The organism is Nocardia salmonicida NBRC 13393, assembly GCF_001613085.1.
In the GTDB taxonomy this organism is placed as follows: Bacteria; Actinomycetota; Actinomycetes; order Mycobacteriales; family Mycobacteriaceae; genus Nocardia; species Nocardia salmonicida.
The window spans coordinates 1-22,615 of record NZ_BDBR01000055.1 but is presented as its reverse complement, the minus strand read 5'-3'; the positions used below and the strand labels follow the sequence as shown (position 1 = coordinate 22,615).

General features: G+C 62.5%; 20 protein-coding genes and 1 pseudogene. 9 read left to right on the top strand and 12 right to left on the bottom strand.

Annotated features, from left to right (window positions below):
- Positions 1–888: 888 nt before the first annotated feature.
- The gene (locus tag NS1_RS35010; RefSeq protein ID WP_062991529.1) at positions 889–1,686 is read right to left on the bottom strand and encodes a SigB/SigF/SigG family RNA polymerase sigma factor; all 798 of its coding nucleotides are present in this window, start codon (positions 1,684–1,686) and stop codon (positions 889–891) included.
- A 71-nt stretch (positions 1,687–1,757) separates the two neighbouring features.
- Between NS1_RS35010 and NS1_RS41065 the strand changes: the two genes are divergently transcribed.
- On the top strand, positions 1,758–2,021 hold the full coding sequence (locus tag NS1_RS41065; RefSeq protein WP_143876132.1) for a hypothetical protein: 264 nt from the start codon (positions 1,758–1,760) through the stop codon (positions 2,019–2,021).
- On the opposite strand, the pseudogene NS1_RS42055 reads toward NS1_RS41065, so the two are convergent.
- A pseudogene (locus tag NS1_RS42055) lies at positions 2,012–2,476 on the bottom strand (YegP family protein). The gene NS1_RS41065 and the pseudogene NS1_RS42055 overlap by 10 nt on opposite strands.
- Before the next feature lie 89 nt (positions 2,477–2,565).
- Between NS1_RS42055 and NS1_RS35005 the strand changes: the two are divergent.
- Entirely contained in the window at positions 2,566–3,000 is a 435-nt protein-coding gene (locus NS1_RS35005) for a hypothetical protein (protein ID WP_157125568.1), read from the top strand.
- 159 nt (positions 3,001–3,159) lie between these two features.
- Here the strand turns inward: NS1_RS35005 and NS1_RS35000 are convergent, their stop codons facing one another.
- The 4 genes from NS1_RS35000 to NS1_RS34985 all read right to left on the bottom strand — a co-directional run bounded on the left by NS1_RS35000 (position 3,160) and on the right by NS1_RS34985 (position 6,887).
- A complete protein-coding gene (locus NS1_RS35000) occupies positions 3,160–3,396 on the bottom strand; it encodes a hypothetical protein (protein WP_062991525.1) in 237 nt (78 codons plus the stop codon).
- A complete protein-coding gene (locus NS1_RS34995) occupies positions 3,393–4,487 on the bottom strand; it encodes a hypothetical protein (protein WP_062991523.1) in 1,095 nt (364 codons plus the stop codon). Before NS1_RS34995 ends, NS1_RS35000 begins: the two co-directional genes overlap by 4 nt.
- 417 nt (positions 4,488–4,904) lie before the next feature.
- Entirely contained in the window at positions 4,905–5,228 is a 324-nt protein-coding gene (locus tag NS1_RS34990) for a hypothetical protein (RefSeq protein WP_062991521.1), read from the bottom strand.
- Positions 5,229–5,642: 414 nt separating this feature from the next.
- Positions 5,643–6,887, bottom strand: coding sequence for a PucR family transcriptional regulator (locus NS1_RS34985; RefSeq protein WP_062991519.1), 1,245 nt, complete (start codon positions 6,885–6,887; stop codon positions 5,643–5,645).
- Positions 6,888–7,152: 265 nt separating this feature from the next.
- On the opposite strand from NS1_RS34985, the gene NS1_RS34980 reads away from it, so the two are divergent.
- The 3 genes from NS1_RS34980 (at position 7,153) to NS1_RS34970 (ending at position 11,182) form a co-directional block, all read left to right on the top strand.
- The gene (locus NS1_RS34980) at positions 7,153–8,349 is read left to right on the top strand and encodes an esterase/lipase family protein (protein ID WP_255284812.1); all 1,197 of its coding nucleotides are present in this window, start codon (positions 7,153–7,155) and stop codon (positions 8,347–8,349) included.
- 7 nt (positions 8,350–8,356) lie between these two features.
- Entirely contained in the window at positions 8,357–9,478 is a 1,122-nt protein-coding gene (locus NS1_RS34975; protein WP_062991515.1) for a PucR family transcriptional regulator, read from the top strand.
- A gap of 390 nt (positions 9,479–9,868) precedes the next feature.
- Entirely contained in the window at positions 9,869–11,182 is a 1,314-nt protein-coding gene (locus NS1_RS34970) for a lipase family protein (RefSeq protein ID WP_062991534.1), read from the top strand.
- Between the two features lie 134 nt (positions 11,183–11,316).
- Here NS1_RS34970 and NS1_RS34965 read toward each other — a convergent pair whose 3' ends face one another.
- Both NS1_RS34965 and NS1_RS34955 read right to left on the bottom strand, forming a co-directional pair.
- Positions 11,317–12,018, bottom strand: coding sequence for a hypothetical protein (locus NS1_RS34965; RefSeq protein ID WP_062991513.1), 702 nt, complete (start codon positions 12,016–12,018; stop codon positions 11,317–11,319).
- An 828-nt stretch (positions 12,019–12,846) separates the two neighbouring features.
- On the bottom strand, positions 12,847–13,242 hold the full coding sequence (locus NS1_RS34955) for a hypothetical protein (RefSeq protein ID WP_062991509.1): 396 nt from the start codon (positions 13,240–13,242) through the stop codon (positions 12,847–12,849).
- A 588-nt stretch (positions 13,243–13,830) separates the two neighbouring features.
- On the opposite strand from NS1_RS34955, the gene NS1_RS34950 reads away from it, so the two are divergent.
- On the top strand, positions 13,831–14,250 hold the full coding sequence (locus NS1_RS34950) for a hypothetical protein (protein ID WP_062991507.1): 420 nt from the start codon (positions 13,831–13,833) through the stop codon (positions 14,248–14,250).
- A gap of 59 nt (positions 14,251–14,309) precedes the next feature.
- Here the strand turns inward: NS1_RS34950 and NS1_RS34945 are convergent, their stop codons facing one another.
- The 3 genes from NS1_RS34945 to NS1_RS34935 all read right to left on the bottom strand — a co-directional run bounded on the left by NS1_RS34945 (position 14,310) and on the right by NS1_RS34935 (position 16,655).
- Positions 14,310–14,846 carry a helix-turn-helix domain-containing protein gene (locus NS1_RS34945; protein WP_062991533.1) on the bottom strand — a complete coding sequence of 179 codons (537 nt, stop codon included), beginning with the start codon at positions 14,844–14,846 and terminating at the stop codon, positions 14,310–14,312.
- A 112-nt stretch (positions 14,847–14,958) separates the two neighbouring features.
- Positions 14,959–15,873 carry a dihydrodipicolinate synthase family protein gene (locus tag NS1_RS34940; RefSeq protein ID WP_062991505.1) on the bottom strand — a complete coding sequence of 305 codons (915 nt, stop codon included), beginning with the start codon at positions 15,871–15,873 and terminating at the stop codon, positions 14,959–14,961.
- Positions 15,870–16,655: an aldolase gene (locus tag NS1_RS34935; protein ID WP_084504746.1), complete on the bottom strand. Its 786-nt coding sequence runs from the start codon at positions 16,653–16,655 to the stop codon at positions 15,870–15,872. Before NS1_RS34935 ends, NS1_RS34940 begins: the two co-directional genes overlap by 4 nt.
- 590 nt (positions 16,656–17,245) lie before the next feature.
- Here NS1_RS34935 and NS1_RS34930 point away from each other — a divergent pair.
- Complete coding sequence (locus tag NS1_RS34930) at positions 17,246–17,935, top strand: TetR/AcrR family transcriptional regulator (protein WP_062991503.1); 690 nt, start codon at positions 17,246–17,248, stop codon at positions 17,933–17,935.
- A 203-nt stretch (positions 17,936–18,138) separates the two neighbouring features.
- Positions 18,139–18,948, top strand: coding sequence for a type II toxin-antitoxin system VapC family toxin (locus NS1_RS40560; RefSeq protein WP_157125567.1), 810 nt, complete (start codon positions 18,139–18,141; stop codon positions 18,946–18,948).
- Between the two features lie 48 nt (positions 18,949–18,996).
- On the opposite strand, the gene NS1_RS34925 is transcribed toward NS1_RS40560, so the two are convergent.
- Positions 18,997–21,324, bottom strand: coding sequence for a hypothetical protein (locus NS1_RS34925; RefSeq protein ID WP_157125566.1), 2,328 nt, complete (start codon positions 21,322–21,324; stop codon positions 18,997–18,999).
- Between the two features lie 477 nt (positions 21,325–21,801).
- Between NS1_RS34925 and NS1_RS34920 the strand changes: the two genes are divergently transcribed.
- A complete protein-coding gene (locus NS1_RS34920) occupies positions 21,802–22,341 on the top strand; it encodes an IS701 family transposase (protein WP_255284811.1) in 540 nt (179 codons plus the stop codon).
- The last annotated feature ends 274 nt before the right edge of the window (positions 22,342–22,615 follow it).

Genomic DNA, 22,615 nt, shown 5'->3' with positions numbered 1-22,615 from the left:
CAACTCGGCGGGTACGCGGCGGGTTGTGTCGTTCATCGGCTGTGCGGTCTCCTCGAGGGCGGTGAAGTGAGCGCCCACGGCGCCGGTGACTGCTCGTCGGATCGGCGTCGTGCGGCGTGGCCATAACGCTAGGAGTGGGGGCGACCGCGACAGAAGAATGTTGCGAAATGTTGCGCAACTGTGAGCCATTGACCCATCCGCACCCCGGAGAGACCAGGATGAACGGGCAGCAGATCGCGCAACACCTTCGGGAGGGGTCCGTCATGAGTTTGTTGTTCGTCGCCTTGAACGCTTGTGGTGGAAGAATGACCATGGCCGCGGTCGTCGGGTTGATCTCCTCGGCCGTGTCGGGGCCCGATTGAGGGCGTAGCGTTCGCTTCCGCGATTCTCGTCGGTTGCGGTTCAAGCACGGGCGAAGCTGCGGCGTTCAAGTAGCGCGCAACGACCCGCACCTGTCTGAACGAATTCAGGGGCGGCTTCGTTCGGCTCGACTGCGCTGCAACACTTCCCGGCACCCTGGCGACGAGGCTGGCGGCCGACACATTGAAAGGTCGGCTGCGGATGCGAGGTCGATGTGGGGGCAAAGCAGGCTATGAACTTCCTGGAGAATCGAAAGCTGTCCCGCCCGCCCCACCGCCCCATCCATCAGGCACCGGCGTGAACCGGGCATTTATTCCGGTCGCGGCCCGGTACCGATTGAAGAGCGGGCTGGCTTCTCCCGGACCGCGAACGGGAGCGACCCGATATTCGCAGCGATGCCGAATCATCCGATATTCGAGGCTCGCGAGCCCGCGGACTGCTGGCAACCAACGATCAGACAGCTCCCGGCCGACACAAGCGGGGCGGACGACTGCGAAGTGGAAGACAGCTGCAGGCGAAGGTCAGAGTTCAGGCCGCGACCGTGAGGTGGTCATCGGTGGTCTGCGCACGCAGATCACCCAGCAGTCTGGTGAGTTTGCGTGACACGCTCATCTGGGAGATGCCGAGGTGTTGGGCGATCTCGCCTTGGGTGAGTGTGTCGTAAAACCGCCAGATCAACAGCTGCTGATCCTCGGACGACAACTGTGCCAACAAGGGTGCGACGGTGATCGTGTCTTCGGCCAGCTGGAAGCGGGGGTCCTCGTCGCCGAAGGTCTCGGCGATCGTCATGCTGGGATCGCCGTCGGTCTCGCGGGCGGGGGTGTCGAGGCTGCGTGTCTGGAACGCGTTGGCCGCCACCAGGGTGCGGGTGATATCGGTGACCGGAACATCGAGTTCGGTGGCGAGTTCTTGAGCGGTGGGGGAGCGGTGCAGGCGTCGGGTCAACTCGTCGGTCATCACCCTGACTTTGCCCTGGAGCTCCTTCTCGCGGCGCGGCACGTGCAAGGGCCAGATGTGGTCGCGGAAGTGTCTGCGTACTTCGCCCATGATGGTGGGGACCGCGAAACCCAAAAACGGTGATCCGGTACTCACGTCGTAGCGGTCGACTGCCATGACCGCGCCGAGGCGCGCGGTTTGGAGCAGGTCGTCGAAGATCTCGCCGCGGCCGACGTACTTGCGGGCGATGTTCTGGGCCAGCGGCAGGCAGATCTCGATGATCTGGTCGCGCAGCGCGTCGTGTTCGGGGCTGCGCGGGTCGGTCAGCGCCAGGTGCACGAACAAGGGTTCGGGGTTTTCGTAGGTGGGGAGGGTGGCGGTGGTGGGCATGCGGTTCAGCTCCTGGCGTTCGTAATGCTCAACGGGGGGAGGTGAGTTAGAGGCCGTTGAGGCCCAGCATTTTGGAGGACATCGTCATCGCCGCACCCAGGCTGACGGCGCCGAAGAAGGCAAAGGTCAGCGACTCGGTCAAGGCGGTCATACCCAACAGAAAGAACACACAGGTCGCCAACATGATGGTGGTGCTGGTCAGATCCATGCTCGGCGTACTCGGTGCCCGATTACGTGAGTTGGTCATGAGTGAAGGGTTCACCGTTGTGGAGACGAATAAACCGGAACTGGTCGATGATGTTGATCCGGCGACAGTTCTCGGACTTCAGGGTTGAAACACCTGCCTGATGGGAAGAGGCCAGTTTCGGTCTGGCCCGAGACAGCGGCCGTGACCCATTTCGAGTACCGCCTTAGCCACCGGTATGCCTTCGGAGTTCCGCTTGACCACCGCGAACACGCCGGCCCCTTGCTTTCTCGCCGGGCGAGCTGTCTGAGCATCGACGGGCCGAGGTGAGTATCCGCACCGTTCACCGCCCGACGGCAATTTCGCCGTGCCTGTGAGGTCGACGAGGGTCGCGCCAGGAGCATTGGTCTGCACCGAGGAGATGCCCTTCTTCGCCGATTCCTTGGACTAATAGGCCTGCGACTGGGCGATGATTCCACCGTTGCCCGCTTTGAGCCGCCACCGGAACTTGCCCGCGGGTCGTCGAAGAGCTCGAACTTTCCTGCCATGACCGGGCCTCGCTTCATCCAAGGAAAACGCGCCTACCAGCGCAGAATAAGCCCGCACCGGTCCAGTGGGCGGCGCCCGCGCCGAGTATCCGTCGCCCGAGCGGAACGGCTCCGAGCCCGGATTAGGCTGATTTTGTGGGTCTTGCCGTGCCAGCAACAATGCTGGCCAAACCCGTATGCAAACACGGCGACTCGATCTACCAACCCGGCCGCCGCTCCTCGGCCTTGACGAAAGTGGTCTCGAGTCTCACAACCGAGGCCGTCATCGTCGGCGCGGTCCCCGGCAACGGCGCCAACACCACGACCTTCGGCCGCCTCGTCCTCACCGCCCACACCCCGGCGGGCGTCTGCGCTGTATTGGCGGGGTCGGGACCGGCTTCTTCGCGGCGTATCCGCGCCGCGCTGGACAGGGTGCGCCGCGAGACCAGTCCGCTCGATGACCCGCCGCCGACGTCGGTCGCGCTGACCGCGTGGGGGTTCGAACTGGTCTTCGTCGACATCGAGTACCGCGAGATCAGCGGCGACGGACTGCTACACCATCCCAGATTTGGATGGGGTTTGAGACTGACCGTTGACCGTTGACTCGGCGATGATGTGGTGATCCGCCAGGCGGTTCCGTTGACGGTAGGGATGAAGTCGTCGCGACGGTGGGTGGCGCAGTATCCGTTGATCCAGGTAACGAGGGAGTTGAGGTGGTCGTTCGTCGTAATCGTCCGTAGCGCGTATTCTCAGGGTTCTTGGTCAGGGAGGCAGGCCCGTATCCGCCGGTGAATTCTGTTGCGGCGAAAAGATATTCGACTCCAGCTGGTTGGAGCTGTTCGAGAACGCGGATGGCCCGCGCGGCAGGCGCGCCGCCGATCCATGTTGCCCGAACCCCGCGGTGATCTCTTTCGACTTGAACACGAGGCCGACGACCTTGTAGCGATAGATCCGGCCCGTGTCGTCGCGCTGAACGGACAGACAGCTGCGCCGCGTCACATCGGGGCGAGAAACTCGCGGCGGATACGGGCGATCAGCTCAGGGAAGTCCCGCCCGAAGGTGCACAGCGCAGAGTGCAGTGCTGTCAGTGTCTGCCATGGCTCGATGGCGGGAACAGCCGCATACATGTAGACACCGATCGCGCTGAACTGCGGAATCAGATCACCGATCCCTTCGAAGCCGGGAACCACAGTCAGCTTGATCTGCGGGTCGGTGTCGAGACGTTGCCCGAGCAGCGAGGCGTTGGCGAAGTCCGGCGGCGCTGTCGCACCGGCATCGAGAGCGTCCAGCACAGTACGAAAGTCAGGGATCGTGGTCAGACCTGCCCGTTCGAAGGCTTGTCGGGCACACCACCGGATCAGCACCTGCTGTACGGGGCCAGACAGAGCGAGGACTTCGTCGACCAGGTCACGATCCAGGTAGGCGATCATCGACGCCGCGCCCTTCACACTGAGGTCGAGCAGCGCGAGCCCGGTCGGTTGGCGACCCCCGAAAGCTTCTCTGCGAGCGTAGAAGGCATAGGCCTCAGGCCCGAACCGATCCACCTTCGCGTAGGTATCGCCCTCGTTGAGCAAGTAGATGTGCTCGGCGTCGATCTGTGGGCGCTGTTTGGTCGTCGGCGCGGTCACGGCGACGGTGTGGGCATCGTCGATCTTGTGCAGCCGGGTGATTCCGGCCAACTGGCTGGTTGTGGTGGTTAGCTGGATCAGGTAGGTCTCGGTAGGTTCGGTGACACCGAGATCGAAGTGGGTGTCACGGCCGCGAGCGTGGACCCGCACGCGGTAACGGCCCGCCGCGATGGCGAGGAAGTGTTCGGTGAGGTCACCGTCGAGACTCATCACCTGCAGCGGTGAATCGGTCTCGATGACGGTTTCCTCGATTGCTTCCCAATCGTCGAATCGGAGTTCGGTATCGGCGGTGCAGTCGAGGATCAGGGTGGCCGGGCCATTGGCGATGCCCGTCAGCACGCAGACGAATCCGGGACCGGTCCAGATCAGGGTTCCTTCTGCAGTGGCGTCGGTGGGATCGGCGTCGATGGTGGACAGCAGGAACTGGTGGTGATCGACCTGGACGGTCCCGGTTTCGCTCATCGTCTACTCCTTCTCGGTTACAGGCCCTTCACGTAGAAGGTCTCGCCATCGTGGACTCGGTTCTTCGTATAGAACCAGCTCACGATCCCTCCGCCCCGCATGTTGTCGCGTCCGGCGTCTCGACACTGGTCAGCACCAGGCCGCTCGAGGAATACATCGAACGTGCGTCACAACCGCCTGCCTTCACTCAGACCTGCGATGTCATCGCGGGTCACGTCCCTGAAAATGTCAGTGCCGATTCGTCACCTCGTGTCAGTAGCGACTCGCCGACGTCGGAGAGTCAACGGTTCCAAATCGACGCTCAGTTACGTTCGTTTGATGTATTTGCCCGGCAGTGCCTCTGCGCTGCACCATGCGCTGCTGCAGCATGAACAAGCGGCGAGATCGCACAATCGGGGATGGTGCTGATGCGGCGAGCTATCGAGTCCGTATGCCGGCGTAGGACGAAGCGGTCGCATCGGCGAAGTAGCGCACGGCGCCACTGGCGGTGATCCGCTTCCGCCAGCCACTGGAGCGCCGATATCCGGCGCCGGCCAGCAAGCGATCGAGCCGTTCCAGATCAGCTGCGGTACCTGGCCGCACCGGCAAAGACCACGACCGCGACCACTCGCCCGCGTGCCGACCGCTGCCCGGGGCGTCGAAGATCTTGCTGTAGACATCGACCGCGCTGTCATCGAGATCGAGGCGGGCGATGATGTAGAACTCGCTGCGCGAAGTCTTTCCCGAAGCAGAAGCGGTCACAGCTCCGGATCGGTGATCGGCTGGGCCCCGATCACCGGAATCATCTGGGCAGCAGGAGTTTACGCATCTACTTCCCCGGCTTTGCTGCGCGCAGGATCGGCTCGCAGTCTTCGGTTTCCGGCCTTCGACAGCGCACTCGTTCGCAGGGCAAACAGAATTAGCTGACGGAACAACGGTCATCGGCGCACCTCACATTTACGGGGACGGAGCATTCACGAGAACAACCCCATCACAGTTACCGGTAGGCAACTAGGGCAGAAAGTCCTTCCAGAAGAAAGGCTTTCCGCTGCGCACGCTTCACAGCAGCGGCCACCGATTCACGCGGCGACACCGCCTGATCAGAAGCGGTTTGCTGACACTCATGACGAGCCTGGATCACCGCAGCTATCGAGAGCGGGACGCCGCGATCGGTCGTTACTGGGTCGCGGCGACGACCGGCGGCGGGTACATGTGGTGGATCGTCAGTGACGCCGCCAGAATGCGTGATTCGTTCGGGTCTGTCGGACTCATCCCGGTGAGTTCACCGATTCGGCTCAGCCGGTAGGTGAAGGTGTTGGGGTGCACATGCAGGTATTTCGAGGCCGATTTTCGGTCGACCCCGAAACGCAGATGCGCCTCCAGCGCTTCGAGCAGATGGGGGGCGCTGAGCAGAGGAGCGATGAGACCGGCGAGTTGGTCGCGTGATGGGCCGGGGCGGGTGAGTTGGTATTCGAGTAGTAGATCTTGGATCCGATACAGGCCCGTGGGTCGTCCGAGAAGACGGGCGAGAGTCGCGAGCTCAGCGACTTCTTCTGCCGCGCCGGGCAGGTCAGCTCGCGCGACGGTGACCCGGTTGGCGAGGAAGACCGGCTTGCCGAACTGCTCGGCGAGATCTGCCGCCATCGCAGCGTGCAGTGCCGCGGTGCTGTTCGGGTCGGCGTCCTCTGGCAACAGCGCGATCCCGTTGGCGCCGTCGAACGTGACCAACCCGGTTCCGTTGGTGAGCGTTTCCAGCGCCCGATGCAGGATCCTCATCCGTCGCCGTGCCAGCAGATCCGCTGTCGGGCCGGGTTGGTCATCGGGCACGGTCTGGATCGCGAGGACGGTGTACTGGTCGGTCACCGGTGTCGCGGCGCGAGCGGCCAGTTCATCGGTGGGCTGACCACGAAGCAGCGCCAGGCACAGCTCTCGGCGAGCGGCTCTTTCGGCGTTATAGATCGAGTGCTCGACATCGTTGTAGGACTCTGTCACGACGACATTGATGTGCATCAGCAGGACAAGCGCGCGTGAGGAGATCGCGACCAGCTCATTGATCTCTGTTGGTTGTGCGAGCGCGGCGGCCGCGGCCAACACCGCCTGGGCGGATCCGTGGATGGCTTCGATGAGGATCGACAGCGGAAAGCGGTCCTCCGCGTGACGCTCCGCGACCGGGGCGACAAAGGTCTCGACCTCGGCTCGGGTGAGGTCGCGGTTCTCACCGAGAGCGAACAACATCGCCCGCCCGCAGGCATAAATGGCGGGCAGCACTTCGCCGGAAAAGTGGTCGTCCGGAAGGCCCGCTGCCGGTGTCGTGGCACCCAGACCCAAAGCCAGCATCCCCTCAGCGAGCTTCGGCCAATTGGTAAGTATGCGTGCGGCGAGGGGCGGATCTGCGGTGGTCGACGGTATAGCGGCTGACATGGGTTGATTGTGACCCCAGGGCAGCCAATCGGACAACAGAGCACCGCTGGCTACTCAGACTTTGGCGTCGACTACAAGGTCAGGTCTCTCGACTCTGGACGTCAGTGCAGTGACGGCCCATACCGATCGGTACAGACTTTTCCTTGCCGCCACCACGAAGCGACGTCCATCACAGCGTCACTTGATTGTGGTCCGAGTCACTTGGATCGGTGGTGCGCGGTCGATCAGATAGGAATTGTTGGAAATGCTTGCAATGAAGCAGCACATGCGCCGGTCCGTTGTGGCCGCCGCGCTCATCGTGGGAGTCGCCGTCGGGCACGGACTCGCAGCCACACCCGCCATCGCAGAGCCCGCGCCCACCGCGGACTTGCAGTCTCTGGCCGACGCGATCAGCGAGGGGCTCAAGCCTTCGCCGGACGGCAGACAACCTCAGGCGATCGTCGACTCGGGCGGTAGCTCGGGCAGCGGTTCCGGTAGTTCGGGCAGTGGATCAGGCAGCGCGTCCGGGAGCGCCTCGGGCAGCAGTTCCGGGTATGGACACAGCACGGCCGCAGCGCCTACCGGTCAGGGCCCGGAACTGACCGCCCCGCTCGCCGCCTTCGCCTACGGGCTGGTCAGCCCCGATGTCGCCCCCGCGGGCGCGAACAACTGGGATTGCAAGCCCAGCGCTGCTCATCCTCGCCCGGTGGTGCTGTTGCACGGCACCTGGCTCAACGCCTTCGACACCTTCAGCTACCTCTCACCGCAACTCGCGCGAGCCGGGTTCTGTGTGTTCGCCCTGAACTTCGGACGCTCGGGTCTCATCGAGGGCGGCGGTGTCGGCGCCATTCTGCCCGGCCGCTACGGCGTCGGACCCATCGAGAAGTCCTCTGTCCAGGTCGCTGACTTCATCGACCGGGTACGCACGACGACCGGTGCGGACAAGGTCGACATCGTGGGCCACTCCCAAGGCGGCACCGTCGCGAACCACTACCTGAAATTCGAAGGCGGCGCGGACAAGGTCGACAAGCTGGTCACCTACGGTGCCACCCACCACGGCACCACACTGATGGGCATCGCGACGCTCGGTCGGGCGATCAACAACCTCGGCATCGACGTCCTCGGATTCGGTGAACCGATCATCGGAATTGCCAACATCCAGCAAACGGTCGGGTCCCCGTTCTACGCCACGCTCAACGCGAAGGGCGACACCGTCCCTGGTGTCGACTACACCGCGGTGGCATCACGCTGGGACGAGGTCACCAACCCCTATGACCTTGCGTTCCTCAAAGCGGGTGAGGGCGCGACGGTCCGTAACATCACGCTGCAGGAAGGGTGCGAACAGGACCTGTCCGATCACCTGACCCTGATGTATTCACCGCGCTCGGCCTCTATCGCTCTCAACGCCCTCGACCCCGTCAACCACCCGGCCCTGAACTGCTCGTTCAACCCGTGGTTGATCGGTGGCAGCGGAAAACTGTGAGTCCGCGATGACCGCCGCTCATATCGAGGTCGACTCGCCGGCGCAACTCGCGCCGGCGACCGACCGGATCGCACACAAGATCCTCGAAACCATCCCCCGTCGCAGCCGACGAGGAAACGTTCTGCGCGACGAGATCAGCGCCATCGTCGCCGACTGCCTGGCACTGGTCTCCGACACAGAGCCAACACAGCACGGCCGCCGGATCTCGCGTATTCGTCCGGCCGCCGCACGCTGGGCGAGCATCGGTGTACCGATCGAAACAGTGCAGCAGCATGTGCACGCCGGGTTCCGGCTACACCTCGACGATCTCGAGGCCCGCGGTGCGCCTTTCGACGAAGTCCATCGATTGATGGACGCGTTGAGCTCGGTGACCGCGACGGTGTCGACGATCTATATGGAGGTCGCACCGCCTAGCGACGATCGCGGTGGGTACGTGGCCCACACGCTGCTCAGCGGCCGCTATACGACCAGAGCTACTCGTGAGCACGGTGCGCCACTCGATGAGCGCTACACCGTGCTCGCGGTGGCCGCCGATCGGTCCGGGCGTGATGCGGTATCACCGCGCGAGTTCCGAGAAATGCTGTCGGCACGATTCGGGCAGCCCATGCCGGGATTGGAATCCCGTTTCGGCGCAACGATTCTCGTGCCGGAGTCCTTCACCATCGACAAGATCCGCCAGATGGTCGGACGGACCTCACTCACCGTGGTGGGGGTGACTGTCGACCGAGACCAGGTTCGCTGCGCCGCTGAGGAGGCACACGAACTGTTGGATGTGGCGATACGCCTGCATCACCCGCCGGGCATGTACGAGATCGAAGACCTCGCTATCGAGTATCAACTGACTCGGCCGGGGCCGGGACGGGATCGCCTCGAAGTGTTCCTCGACCCGGTGGCCGAGTTCCCGGACTTGATCGCCACGCTGCGCGTCCATATCAACAACGGCCTCAGCCGCAGGCTCACCGCACGCGAAACTCACATCCACATGAACACCGTCGACTACCGGCTCCGACGGATCTACGAGCTCGTGGGACTCAACGCGCGCAATCCAAAGCTCATCTGGATTCTGCAAGCCGCGCTGATCGTGCGCGACTACCAATCGGTCGACCAGCCCACCAGCACGGCCGTCTAGTGCCCGGTCACGCCACAGGGAGATAGTCCGGCGCTGGACCTTGGAACCGGTGGCGAGGTCACGGACCGGCCCGGCGGACCGCCAACGGATGTAACCCATGATCGCGTGCCCTGCTCGATCAGTCGTCCGGAGGGCCGAACGCCGGGCCTGCAGCGCGGTAGCACTGCCCGTCGGCGTTGACCGGACCCCACAAGCAGGGGCCCAGTTCAACGCCGACGTCGGGACCCCTGCTCTGCGGGTACATATAGTAGCGATCGAATTGTATTGGGAGACAATTCTTTTCACCACCACTTGTCGTTAGGTTTGGGATGTGCATGCGGCCGTTCGGCCCGGCTACCCCCTCTGCCATATCGGCGCCCGGAGAACGTGGCGCGCGAAAGGACCACCAGGATGAGCTCACCCCGCGTGTCGGATGCTGCGCCCCCGACGCTCACCGACAATCCCGCCGCCCGGGCGATCCGCCCGGAAAGCGACGAGTTCTACTGCCCACCCGCGGATTTCGCGACCCGACCGCCGGGTACGATCCTGCGCACCCGCGTCACCGAGATCGCCTTGTTCGGTCTGATCCCTCAGCGGTTGTCGGCCTGGCAACTGCTCTACCGCACCAGTGATCTGCACCGTGCCCCCGAGGTCGCAGTCACCACGGTGCTGCTTCCGGCCGACGCCGAAGCCATCGCGCGCCCGCTGGTGTCGTTTCAATGCGCGATCGACGGTGTCAGCTCGAACTGCTTCCCCTCCTACGCCCTACGCCGGGGCGCGCGAGCACTGGGGGCGATTCCGCAACTGGAGTTACCGGTCATCGCCGAAGCCCTAGCCAGAGGCTGGGCGGTCTCGATCCCCGATCACGGAGGCATGGGCGGGCATTTCGGAGTCGCGCGCGAACCCGGCTATCGCGCCCTCGACGCCGCCCGCGCGGCACTGGCTTTCGAACCACTGAGCCTATCGCCCACCACCGAGGTCGGCCTGTGGGGCTATTCCGGCGGAGGGCTTGCGACCGCGTGGGCGGCAGAAGTCGCCGCGGATTACGCACCAGAACTCAATATCGTCGGCGCGGTCGCGGGCTCACCCGTCGGCGATCCCGGGGCCACCTTCGTCCGGCTCAACGGCTCCCTGATGTCAGGGTTCTCCACGGTCTGCGTCGCGGCATTGCAGCGCGCCTACCCAGAACTCGAGCAACTACTGGCCAACCACGCCAAACCCGAATTCCACACCCTGCTCGCCGACGCCGCCTCGCGCACCACCTTGGCATTGTTGTCGCGATTCGCGGGCAAGAACCTCGACCGCTACAGCGAGTCCAGCTTCGCCGAACTGCTGGACCTGCCCGAGATGCGCGCTGTCCTCGACGACATCCGCCCCGGGGCGCAGGCGCCCTCGATGCCGGTCCTGGTCATTCAAGGTGTCAACGACGAACTGATCGCCGTCCAAGATGTGGACCGCCACGTCGAGCGATACCGGCGTGCCGGCGCACATGTGCACTACGTCCGCGACCGCCTGAGTATGCACCTGGCCCTGCTCTACCTCGGCACCCCGTTGACCATGGCTTGGCTGGCCGATCGATTCGAGGGCCACACTCTGCCACCTAGTACCACCACGACGGTGTGGTCACTCACCTGGCGCGGACCCGATGTCCTGGCCCACCTACGATTCGCCGCACTATTCGTCCGGATGCTGTGCAGCAGGCCCATTTCCCAACGTCACAAGTAGGAATGACACGCTCTGGCGGGTTAGCGGACTCGTTGGCCGCCCATCGGGCGAACCAGCTCGGCTGAATCTTCGGGAACTATTTTTGGTGTGGGCCGACGCCGGGGCGGGCCGCTCGGCCAGGCCGAGACCGAACATCACATCGGGATGGATCCGCAGGCCCGCAGCGGCTTGTTCGGGATCGTTGATCCCGTCGTAGTCGTCGAAGCTGAGCGCGAGCTCGTCGCCAGGTTTGGTGCCGCGCCCGACCGCAACTCCGGCATCGAGAAGCCGACGGGTGTCGACGTCACGGTCGGCGTTGACCTCCGAGGGCAGCGGTATCGGCCCACCTGGGACCGGGCGCAGAATCTCCTTGCGCACCAACCGCAGCAACTGGATCGCGGTGTCAGCGTCCAGGCCGCGCCGCGCCGCATCGCGGTCGGACGCGCCAAGGCCACCCGTAGCGGGCCAGGCAGGACACCCGGGCGCAGCGCCAGATGCGGCACGACATCGGTGGCCAGGACCTGCGACGCGGTCCGATCGAGCTGCGCGCGCAGATAAGTCAGGCCGGCCTCGAACTCGGCGAGCGACCATCGTGTCGCCGCGAGCACGACATCCACGCCGATGCCGTCCTGGCTGACCAGCACCGCGAGCAAAGTTCGAGCGTGCATGGCGGCGTCGATGTCGTCGACCGCGTCCGGGTCGTGTTCGGCGAGCCCTTTCGCGGCGCGATCGGTCAGCAGCGTCTCATCCAGGCTCAAGCCCAGCGGATCGTGGAGGCGCGAGAGCATCGTTAGCGTCACCGTGCGCTGGTCGGGGTCGCGTTCGAGGTCGGTGAGGCCGAATTCGGTCGCCTGCACGATCGCGGCCGCCGAGAGCCCCAGCTCGTGGGCGCGGGCGGCGAGCAGCTTGTGGCGCCCTCACCGTGCGCAATGCCCCTGTCTACGACCTGTCCACCCTGCCGCCGACCCCGTTCAGCACCTATGTCGGATACGACCACCTCAACACCGACGGCCTGAGCCCGACCGAGCGCGCCCACGCGATCGTGACCACCTGGAACATCAGCCCCGCCACCGCCCAGGATGTCCTCGACCGCGAGCTGCCCCTGATCGGCTGCGTCAAGGGCGTCATCCCCCCGACACCATTTTTGGCCCCGCGACATGCTCCGGCTCACCAACGGCATCGGATTCGTCGTCGATCCCGACCGGCGCGGCCACGACGAGATAGGCGCCGGCACCATTACTACCGTCCCCGGAGGAGGCCCCTGGCGCCTCGTCGAACACTCCTAGCAACCACGAGTTCCACGCCTGGGCCGAGACATCCCGTTCCCACCCAACCTGGTCCTGGACGTCACGACCAGGACCAAGTCGTGGGTTTCCCCGCGCGGTGATGGAGCGCCGGCTCAAGCAGGCCAAACGGGTCATAACGCTTGAAAGGCCGTAGATGAACGCTGCCCTATTTCGCGCTTATCTGGGCGGCGGGCGATCAGCTCAGGCGGCCCAGTGGCCGGGTCACCGCGGCACCGACTCGGGGAAGTCGGACAATCCGCGCGTTCCCGCCGACAGCGACATTGTCTACTCGCTCAGGATGCTCGATGCAATAGCGCGCGACATGGCGTGCCAGCCGGAGGAGCTCGGCGTCGGAGCCGTCGAAGGACCCGAACTGGTCCAGGGGCACCTCGGGGCGAATCAGAGTTCCCTTACGAGTTTCGGTCTCGCGGGCGAAGTTCGACCGGGAAGACACCGAGATCCTGGTGGCCGGCCGTAGGGGTTGAAGAAGAACGTCCAAGCGGTGGTCGGGCCGAGCTGATCCTCACCGACCTGCTCGCTCAGCTGGCGCCACAGCTCGGGCAAGATCCGCTCGGCCTCGGCGATGACCGCGGGCACCGCTCGATTCGGATCGGCGGCGATCGCGCGCAGCCACGGCTCGACGATCGGGGCGGTGCCCGTGCCCGCGACGATGAACTTCCCGCCAGCAGGCGCCCAGCATTTGGTGAAGTACGACCCGACAGGGGCATTGGCGCCGAACGTGTCCATGACGATGGCGATCTCGTCATCGTCGAGCATCGAAATCAGCAACGTCACGATCGGCAGATTAGCCGGTCACCACCGAAGCCGGTGATCGCAGGTGGATTCACCCCTGGCCCTGGGCCCTGCCGGAGAGCACCCTGCGGTACTGGGAACGGATCAGGCTCGTTCGTTGCGTCGCACGGGACCTTTTTAGTGGTCATCGCTGCCACACCGACGACGACATCGACACGCTCGGCAACCTCCGCGCGCAGGGCATGCCGGTCGCCGACAGTTGAAGCGACCAGCAACTTCTAGCATCCGGCGAAAATTTGGAACAACTTCGACCAGGATCGCCGGGTTACTCGCCCCATGCTCGGTGAGCACAAGTCCAGCGCAACGCACTGCCCTCTCGTAGTAGTCCCGGTGCGCAAGGCAACGATCAGTTGAAGAATATTCGGTCCAACAAGTCACACGTTCGCCATCGAATGCCAGATACGAAGGGCCTTTATCCTCTACTTATCCGCCAACTTTCGATGGTGGGATCGGAAAGTCGGTGAAACGCTCCGCCCCGAGGAGTGAGGTTTTCAGATGTCAACTTCCGAACTACCGGCTTCGTCTCGATCTGGATCCGACTCCGTTGTTGTCCACGAGCCACTGCCGACGATGGGAAGGGACACGCTCACCGGCAAAGCCTCTCGCTATTCTGACGATTCCGACAACAACCGCGACGCTGTAGTTCTGCGACGCCGCCGCCGAGCTCCCATTGCGACCGAGACCAGCGACCTGTACGTCATCGCCCGCCTCGACATCGGTGATGCTGCGGCCGATGTCTACGACAGCGGGGTTCACTACGACATCCACGGCCATGACGGCGCATTCGGCCCCCACACCACCGCTAACTGGTCAACGTCACTGCCTCTTGAACCGAACGTATCGGCCGACCTGGACGGCCTCGACCGGACTCTGGCCGCCGCTGGGTACTACCGCACCGGCGGGTGGCGTGAGAGGGTCACGGCCAGTGGCGCGGTTCGGTACTTCGCCGAAGCCACACCACTACATCGACAATCACGGGGGCACTGGTGAGGCGATCGCTTCTGTCTGCGCGTGTCTCCCGTCGCCCCGACGCCGATATCCACGACCTTTCACCGGTGTGTCGCGCCTGGCTGATCGTGCACCACGACGAGGACCCTGGTCTTGGCGCGGCCACGCGCCCGAATGCGATGCGCCACGCTGGAATCGAAATAGGCGCTGTCGCCTTGGCTCATCGGTGTGACTTCGTCGCGGTAGTGCAGGTCGATCTGACCCTGAAGCACGTAGACCAATTCCTGTCCGGGATGCTCGGCATGATCCAGGTCCGCGTCATCGCGACGAGGGTCGAGAACGAACGGCGACATAGTCTTTCCGAGCATCGAGGCCCCGAGCATGCGCAGGTGCGTAGCCTTGTCGCCCTCTTCCGGCAGGCGGTCGACCACGAAGCTCTGGGACTCGGTATCGGCGGCGAAGAGCTGACCGACCTCGACCTCGAGCGCGGCAGCAACTTTGATCGCTACGGCAATAGACGGTGTGCTGCGTTCGCGTTCGATTTTCGACAGATAGCTCTTGGTCAGGCCGGTGCGCTGGGCAATGTCGTCGAGTGTGAGTCCACGCTGGCGGCGAACCGCACGAACCAACGACGTCACGCCAACCTCCACTACTTCCTCGGCAAACAGCTCGCGTTTACAACGAACCCATTTGACCACATACCCGAGTGGCCGCCCAACGCCGAGCGAACAGAGCTGATACCGAGCGTCTTCACAGACCCGCGAGGATGCTCTTCAGGGCGCTGATGTCGTCCTGGGTCGGAGGCAACAGAGGCCGCCGAGGCGCACCCACACCGAGACCGAGCAAATCGAGACCGGCTTTCACCGTGGCGGGCAGTCCGCCGGCGACGATGAACTCCAGTAGGGGCCGCAACGTGGCGTAAGTGGCTGCCGCGCGGGCAATCTCACCGTCGCGTACGGCGTGGTAGAGCTCGAGGCACAGCTGGGGCGCCAGGCAATGCGCGGCCGTGCACCATCCCGAGGCGCCATGGCTCAACGCGTCGAGGACCAGGGGGTTACTGCCGTTGTAGTAGGGCAGCTGCCCGCCGCTGTAGTCACGGATGGCCGACATTCGGGCAAGGTCGCCAGTGGATTCCTTCACCATCTGCACGGCGGGGATGGTTTCGAACATCGACACCAGCAGCCGCGGCGACATATCTATGCCACTGGTCGCAGGATTGTTGTAGACCATGATCGGCAATTCGATCGCATCGCCGATACTGCGGTAGTGCTCGATGATCTCGCGTTCGCTGAGCTTCCAGTAGGAAACCGGCAGGATCATCACGGCGTCGGCGCCCGCGCGTTCGGCGCGGCGGGCCCGGCTGATCGTGGCTGCTGTGGTCAGCTCAGAGGCGCCGACGATGACGGGGACACGGCCCGCGACGACATCGATCGTCGTTTCGACGACGGCGTCGAACTCTGGTTCGGTGAGATAGGCCGACTCGCCGGTGCTTCCCGATGGCGCGACGGCGTGGGCCCCGGTGAGGACCAGTCGATTCACCAGTTCGGCGAGTTTGCCGGTGTCCACCGTGGTGGTTTCGTCATCGGCGAACGGGGTCACCGGGTAGGCGATGATGCCTTCGATCATGGTCAACGATCCTGTCCTGTCCTGGGATGTTTCGGTCATCGGTTGATAACGTCGGGGTGCGAACGCAGGGCGCGTCGGGCGTAGTAGGCGAAATTGGCTTGGCTGCGGCGCGGAGTGAGAGTCCAATCGTGTGCCTCCCGCGCCAGCCGTTCGGGCAGAGCGACGATGGTTCCGGCGGCCATGGCCGCCAACTGCAGTGCGGCGGCACGCTCGATGAGCACTGCGAGCGAGCACGCTTCCTCGATGCTCGCCGCGGCGACGACGTGACCGTGATGAGCTAGCAAAATCGCCTTCTTGTCCCCGAGGGCTGCGCTGATGATCCGCCCCTCCTCATTACCGACCGGGACACCGGGCCAGTCCGACAAGAATGCGCAGTCGCCGTAGAGCGGGGCGAGGTCCATCTGCGATACGACCAACGGCACCTCCAGCATCGATAGCGCGGCCACGTGGAACGGATGGGTGTGCACTATGCACTGAACATCCGGTCGGGCGCGGTAAATCCAGCTATGGAAACGGTTGGCGGGATTGGCCATTCCGCTGCCGTCGAGAACCTGAAGATCTTCGTCCACTAGCAGCAGGTTGTCCTCGGTGATCTCGTCGAAACCCAGCCCGAGTCGCTGGGTGAAATAGGTGCCCGGGTCGTCGGCGCGGGCGGTGATCTGACCGGCCAGGCCGGAATCGTGTCCGGCATCGAAGAGCGTGCGGCAGGTCAAAGCGAGCTTCTGTCTTGTCGTCCAGCCCGTATCGCCGAACTCGGCGGACATCGCCGACTGCGCGCGGTCCTTCAAAGCTTCTTTTGTGTCGGTGAGCGTTTCGGTCACAATTCTCCTCCTCGAGCGAGCGGTGGAACACACCCAACCGTATGACACATGGTGTCCTATAGTCAACAATGTTTCATCTGCGGTATGCCGGTCACGCGACTCGTCCAGGCGACAGGCGCCCCCGCGAGCAACTCCCGCCGCGACAGCCAACGCCGTTGATCTGTGGCGTGACTACCCGAAGAGGCGAGCACATACAGGGGTGAGCGTTTTCTTGTTTGTGGACGCTGATGCTTGCTCGAAGGAGCAGCGAGTCCTGGACGGGCAGGCTTCGGCGCGTGTTGGGCACAAGCGGTTTCGTGGTGCTGTTGCCGTCGGCTGCGTGCGAGATGTCGACTGAGCCCCGCATCAAGATTTCCGCTGACGGTGTCCCTTCCGATATATTGTTCTGGTATACGATGATTTGCCCGAGCGTCAGGTCGAGATCGTCTACCGGGCATCTGACGGGACGCCGGGATACAGCAGGGGCGGTCGAGAGCCTCTAGGTGACGTCGCGAAGGTGGGGAAAGTGAAAGTGGCCGATTCCACTGGTTTCTTGATCATGACGGTGGCTTCACGTTCACTGAGTTCGGTTTTCTCGTGAGGTCGACCTGATGCCGACGCCCACTGAACTGCGTAAACGTCCCCAACAGGATCGTGCGAAGGAAACAAAAACGCGGATCCTCGCGACGGCCGCTCAGCTGTTCGGCGCCCGGGGCATCGGCAATACCTCGACGAATCGGATCGCCGCGGAAGCGGGCATGAGCATCGGCACTCTCTACCGGTATTTCGCCGACCGCGAGGAGATCGTGAAGGAGCTCACCGACGATCTGTTCGTGCAAGCCGAGGCGCAATACGGCCGACTGCTCACAACGTCGGTCGCCGACGAACCTCGGCGCGACACTGTCGCCGCGATCATCCGCGTCGGGGTCGAGATCCTCGTAGCCAACGCCCCCCTGGTGCGTGCCTTGGTGGCCGATCTTCAGTTCTATGGCAGTGGGATTCCTGAGTTCGAGCCGCGACTCCGGATGTTGATCAAGCTTTACCTGATCCAATCTTTGGGCCCGACCCATGATCTCGACATCGACACCATGGCCTACATCGTGCTCAACGCAGGCTTCTCCACCGCGCTTCGCTCGGTGAAGATGGAGGAAGAGGGCATGGACCGCGACGTTGTGATCGACCAGACCGCCGACATGATCGGTCTCTGGATCACCGCGGTAGCAGAAGTTGACTCACTCGACACCGCTCGCGGAAACAGCGTGGCGCCCCGATCCGAGGACCCGAGCTCTCCTCGGAGTTGAGACGCCTGCGTAGGGGCCATGTCGATGTCCGGCTGCGGCGGGCAGAGTCAGGAGCCCCTGTTGCTAGTGGCGATTCGCCCTTCGTGAATTCGGTGTAGGCAGAGCTTAGCCGAGTCCTGTAACACTGCGCACCGTGCGGGCATATTTACGGAGGCTAATGTCTCACCCGATCCAATCACATAGGTACCACCGAAAGGGCCTCAATGTCGGATGCTCTGCTTCTCGACACCAACTTCATCTCGCAATGGCAGCGAGGGGTGGTCTCCGCACCTGCCGCTGAAACTTTACTGGTCAGCACGGCAACACTTCAAGAGCTGTATAATATGCAGAGTCCGGACAGTTGGAAGTATAGATATGCGCCACCGCCATTTAAGGATGGGCCGCCCCACTTTAGATTTCAAGTGGGTTTAGCCCCTTTTCTCAAAGAGCATGTAGGACGCATTCGCCGAGGGCAGGCATGGTTACCGAGTAGGGATAGCTTTTTGGTCAACTTCCCTTCGGAACTCTCTGGATATGGCTTCACTGATCAGCGTGAGCAAGCCCATAACCTAGTGGCTCAGTTGCATACCTGGCCAGCGAAGCCGTTCCTCAAAGTCGTCGTCTCAACTATTTTCGACAAAGCGATAGCTCGAATAGTGGGTGACCACTACGAATTCGTCGTGTCCGCTCGTATAGAGCCAATACCTGCAAGTCCAGCGATAGCCGAAAAGGCTGTTATTTTGCTCTCCGAACTCGTGTCTTCGGGCATTAACGTCAAGGCGAATCCGAGAAACACATTCAACGACATGCTGATCTTGGCCACGGCGTTAATTTATGACCTGGAGTTGCGTACCAACGATAAATTACTCTTCCGGATGGCGCTAAAGTCGGGCATGAAGCGGACCGATCGATCGGACGGATTCGTGACACTCTCACCGGTTGAATTCGACACAAATAAACGCCCGCCGGAAGAATCCAAAGGCTATGTCAACGCACCTTGGAGGGCGACGCGTATAGGAATGTGGGATAAATAAGAACAATTCGGTCGATAGCCGGTAGCGTTAAAGCTCTACCTAGAACGACTATTTCCGCGGTGGACGCTGCCCAAGTTTCTGCGCAAGGCTATCCAGATCAGGGTCGTGGCCCGGAGGACGATTATCGTATCTAACGTCGCAGATATGGCCAGTTTCATCGATCAAGATGCACGTCGCACGGTCCGATTGCAGTTGATGTTTCTTCGCTATCGTATACTGCTCATGGATCATTAGCGCCTGATCGGCCAGAGTGCCGAGCGGGCAAGATCCTGCAACTATCATGGGAAGTCCCCAAACGCCTGCGAATGCCTGCATGACTCTGTGTGGTCGATGATCGAGCTGCGTCGAGCGAATAATCGATTTTATCGCTTGTTCCAACTGTCTTTGGGAATCGCCGGATATGGCGAGCAGATCTGTGGTAGTTCGCAACCACCCATTGTCGCGCCGCCGCGTCAGCTCATCGACCAGCGAAAGTACGAATGGATTAGCGATAAATTCCGGTTTGGGAGCCTCGTCCGGATTAGACCCTTCCTTCCAGTACATCCATGCATCGAGAGGGTCAGTATGTGTTCCGACTCGGGTAATACTCTGAGACTGCCTGAACCGCCGCCTAGCTGCCTTCGTGGGTCTGGGCACCATCGGATGATCGCGTGATACCTGCTCGGGATCGGGTTCGACATAGAGTTGACCGCTCATGAATAGCATGAACAGATCGAGTTCGTCGGTAGCGCGATAGAGTCTCGCCACTCCCGAATCTGAACGCCTTCGGACGTAAAGTAGAAATTCAGCCGGCCGGACCAATACTTCTGCCAGGACCGATAGATCGTGCAGCGAGGTTATCCAGGGTAGTTTGTCGTCTTTCAGGATTTCAGCCCGACGGAGGTCGTTCATTGCAATCCCTAGCGGCCCAAAATCATCCAAACAAACGGCAATCGAACGTACCTCTCGCAAGAACCGAAGATCAAGCCATGCGCGGTCCGCTGTCCAAATGCCGCCGTTCGTCTCGACGAGCGTTTCGAGTCTGCGTGCCTGATGTGCCGCAGAGCCAACAATGCTCGATAGTTCGCGCGCTAGGCGCCGTACATCACCCCGGCGGGCTTGCTCAGCCACGCTTCGTCCCTTTACTTCGATGCACAACGCCACATCGTCAACAACGAAGAATCCGTCGCATTCGGTCTCATCCGCAATCGCGGTCAAGTTCGCACATTCTGAGCCCAAAGACGAAGGATCGATTCCTTCCTTAGGTGTAAAGTACTTGAGCCCTTCGAATCGAGGTTCGGTGCGAAGTAGATTTGCAACCATATTGAGGGCGAGCGACTCACTTACCGTGCAGCGTAATTTATCGTACGTCTTCCACTTGGGCCCATTCTTCAGCGCTTCCTCGATGACGTGTCGGAGTCCGTCGGTTCCGATAGGACTGCCCGCGATCAAGTAGTGCCCATTATCATCGCTGACAAGGCTTGCTGCCCGTAACGGATTGTCACCACGAAGAAACGCTAGAACCACATCTGCCGGATCTCTCTGAGTGAATCGGATACTGAATTTTTCCAGCACACGCTTTATGATTTCTTCATCGCACGACGTTCGCTCGGACAAATCGGCTACCGTGAACTGCGCCCGTGCGCCCGGCAAGAACATCATGGCGACCATGGCTTGTTCAAACTGTTCGGCAACGTCATCGGGAACCGAAATTGCATCATATTTTTGGACGATCTCTGCAGTTTCGTCCCGCAGAGCGATCATCCGGTCGCTGTATAAATCACCAACGGCATCCCGAACCTCGACGAACTGCAGATAATTAAATCCGAGCGCGTCCTCTAGAAGAAGATTCATTTGTTCGTTCGCGAACAGTGCAGTATTCAAATCCTCCTGTATGTGCGAGTACTGCATGGCCCGGATGTTCACAACGCTTCCTTGGTACTCTGCTGCGAGGTTCGCGAGTGGATTATCGCTGAAACGTGCGCTCGCCATCAAAAAGATTGTGGTCAGCCGAAGAAGTTGCACCGCGCTATCGTGGAGGCCGGAAATCAACTCATGCGGATACGGACTTCCGACTCGTCCGGGATCTGGCGGTTGCCGCGATTCCCGGCTGGTGAGGACGAGGGTGATCATCTCTAGCGCCGCGGCACTGCCTTCGAAGTTGGGGGCCAAACCCAATACGGGTGCGATCGGCACTTCACGCAGCCGCATCAGTTCGATCAGGTCGAACGCATCGGCTGACGCCATCTGATCAGCCAGCAGCGCGACGTCCTTCCGAACCCTCGACCGAAATGCCTCCTGGAGTTCCTCGATCGTCGTATGCGTACCCAACTGGCGCAGATCTTCGAATGCCGCCGCCGTGAGGCGCATACCGGTCGTCCCAGCGATGAACTCCATCCACCGATGATCCCAGAAGCCACCGACACAGAGGCAGTCGTCCTCGGCGGCCTCGCTGACATACAAACCGTCCGGAATACCACCCTCACACAGCCAGCAGGTAGTCGTGCGTGGGCATCCTCAAGTCCGTCGCTGTGCCACACGCCGCACTTGTGGCGAGTCGCCTGGTCCTCCGGCCGCGCAGACCCGTAGCCGACATCTCGCAGTGAGCAGCTGCCTCCCTTGGGAGTTGAGGCCCTTCCAGCCCCCGTCAACTTCAGTCGGGCAGGCGATTGCCTACTTGGCAGCGGGCGATGCCACCCGCGAGGAGGGTGAAGCTTACCCCCTTGCTCCTCCCTTGGGTACGGCTACGCTCACCGACCGACCACTTGCCAACGGCTCCACACGTTCCGATGGGTCGGCTTGCGTGGTGCAGAGAAGCGACCCGGGCCCAGGCACTAGTACTGCAACGGCACTCGGTTCAGGTAACTTGCCTGCGTGGTGATGGATAGTGTTGCAGCAGAGTTTGATTGGTTGCATACCAGGATCAGTGGACGGTTCACGCGATCGGAGCCGCGGGCGCGTGCGCGAGAGTATGTGACCGGGTTGATCGCCGGTCTCGAGCGTAAGAACGGGTGGACGCTGGCCGAGGCCGCCGGCGAGGTGGGTCCGGACGGGATGCAACGGTTGTTGCGGCGCGCGGACTGGGATGTCGATGGTGTCCGTGACGATGTGCGCGACTACGCGGCCGCCCGGCTCGGTGACCGCGACGCGGTGTTGATCGCCGATGACACCGGTTTCTTGAAGAAGGGCCTTCGATCGGCGGGAGTGCAGCGTCAGTATTCGGGCACGGCCGGTCGGACCGAGAACTGCCAGATCGGAGTGTTTTTGGCCTATGCCTCCCGGCATGGGCATGCGTTGGCGATGAGTCCGACTCATCCAGATTGGCCCGACTCTGTTGCAAGCCAACACTCTTCGGCGTGCTCTACACTTGCTTGCGGCCGAGACACGGCGGTAAGTCGAACGGGTCCGGCGTGACCTGCTGGCGACGAGTGCGGGACTGGCGAGCAGCCGGGGTGTTCGAGGCGATGCACCAGGTGATGCTCGCCATGCCAACAGCGAGGGGTTGGTCGATCTTGCAGTACGCCACAGGCGGTCCAGATCGCGCCCGTGGCTGCGGCGGCAGCCAGCCAGGCACGGACGCTCCGAACCACTGATGTAGCCGACGCCGGCCAGAGTAGGTATAAGTCAGGCGGACCGTTTCGGTCACCGCCATGTCTTCTGTTTCAGTAGAGGAACTTTCGGCTTCGCT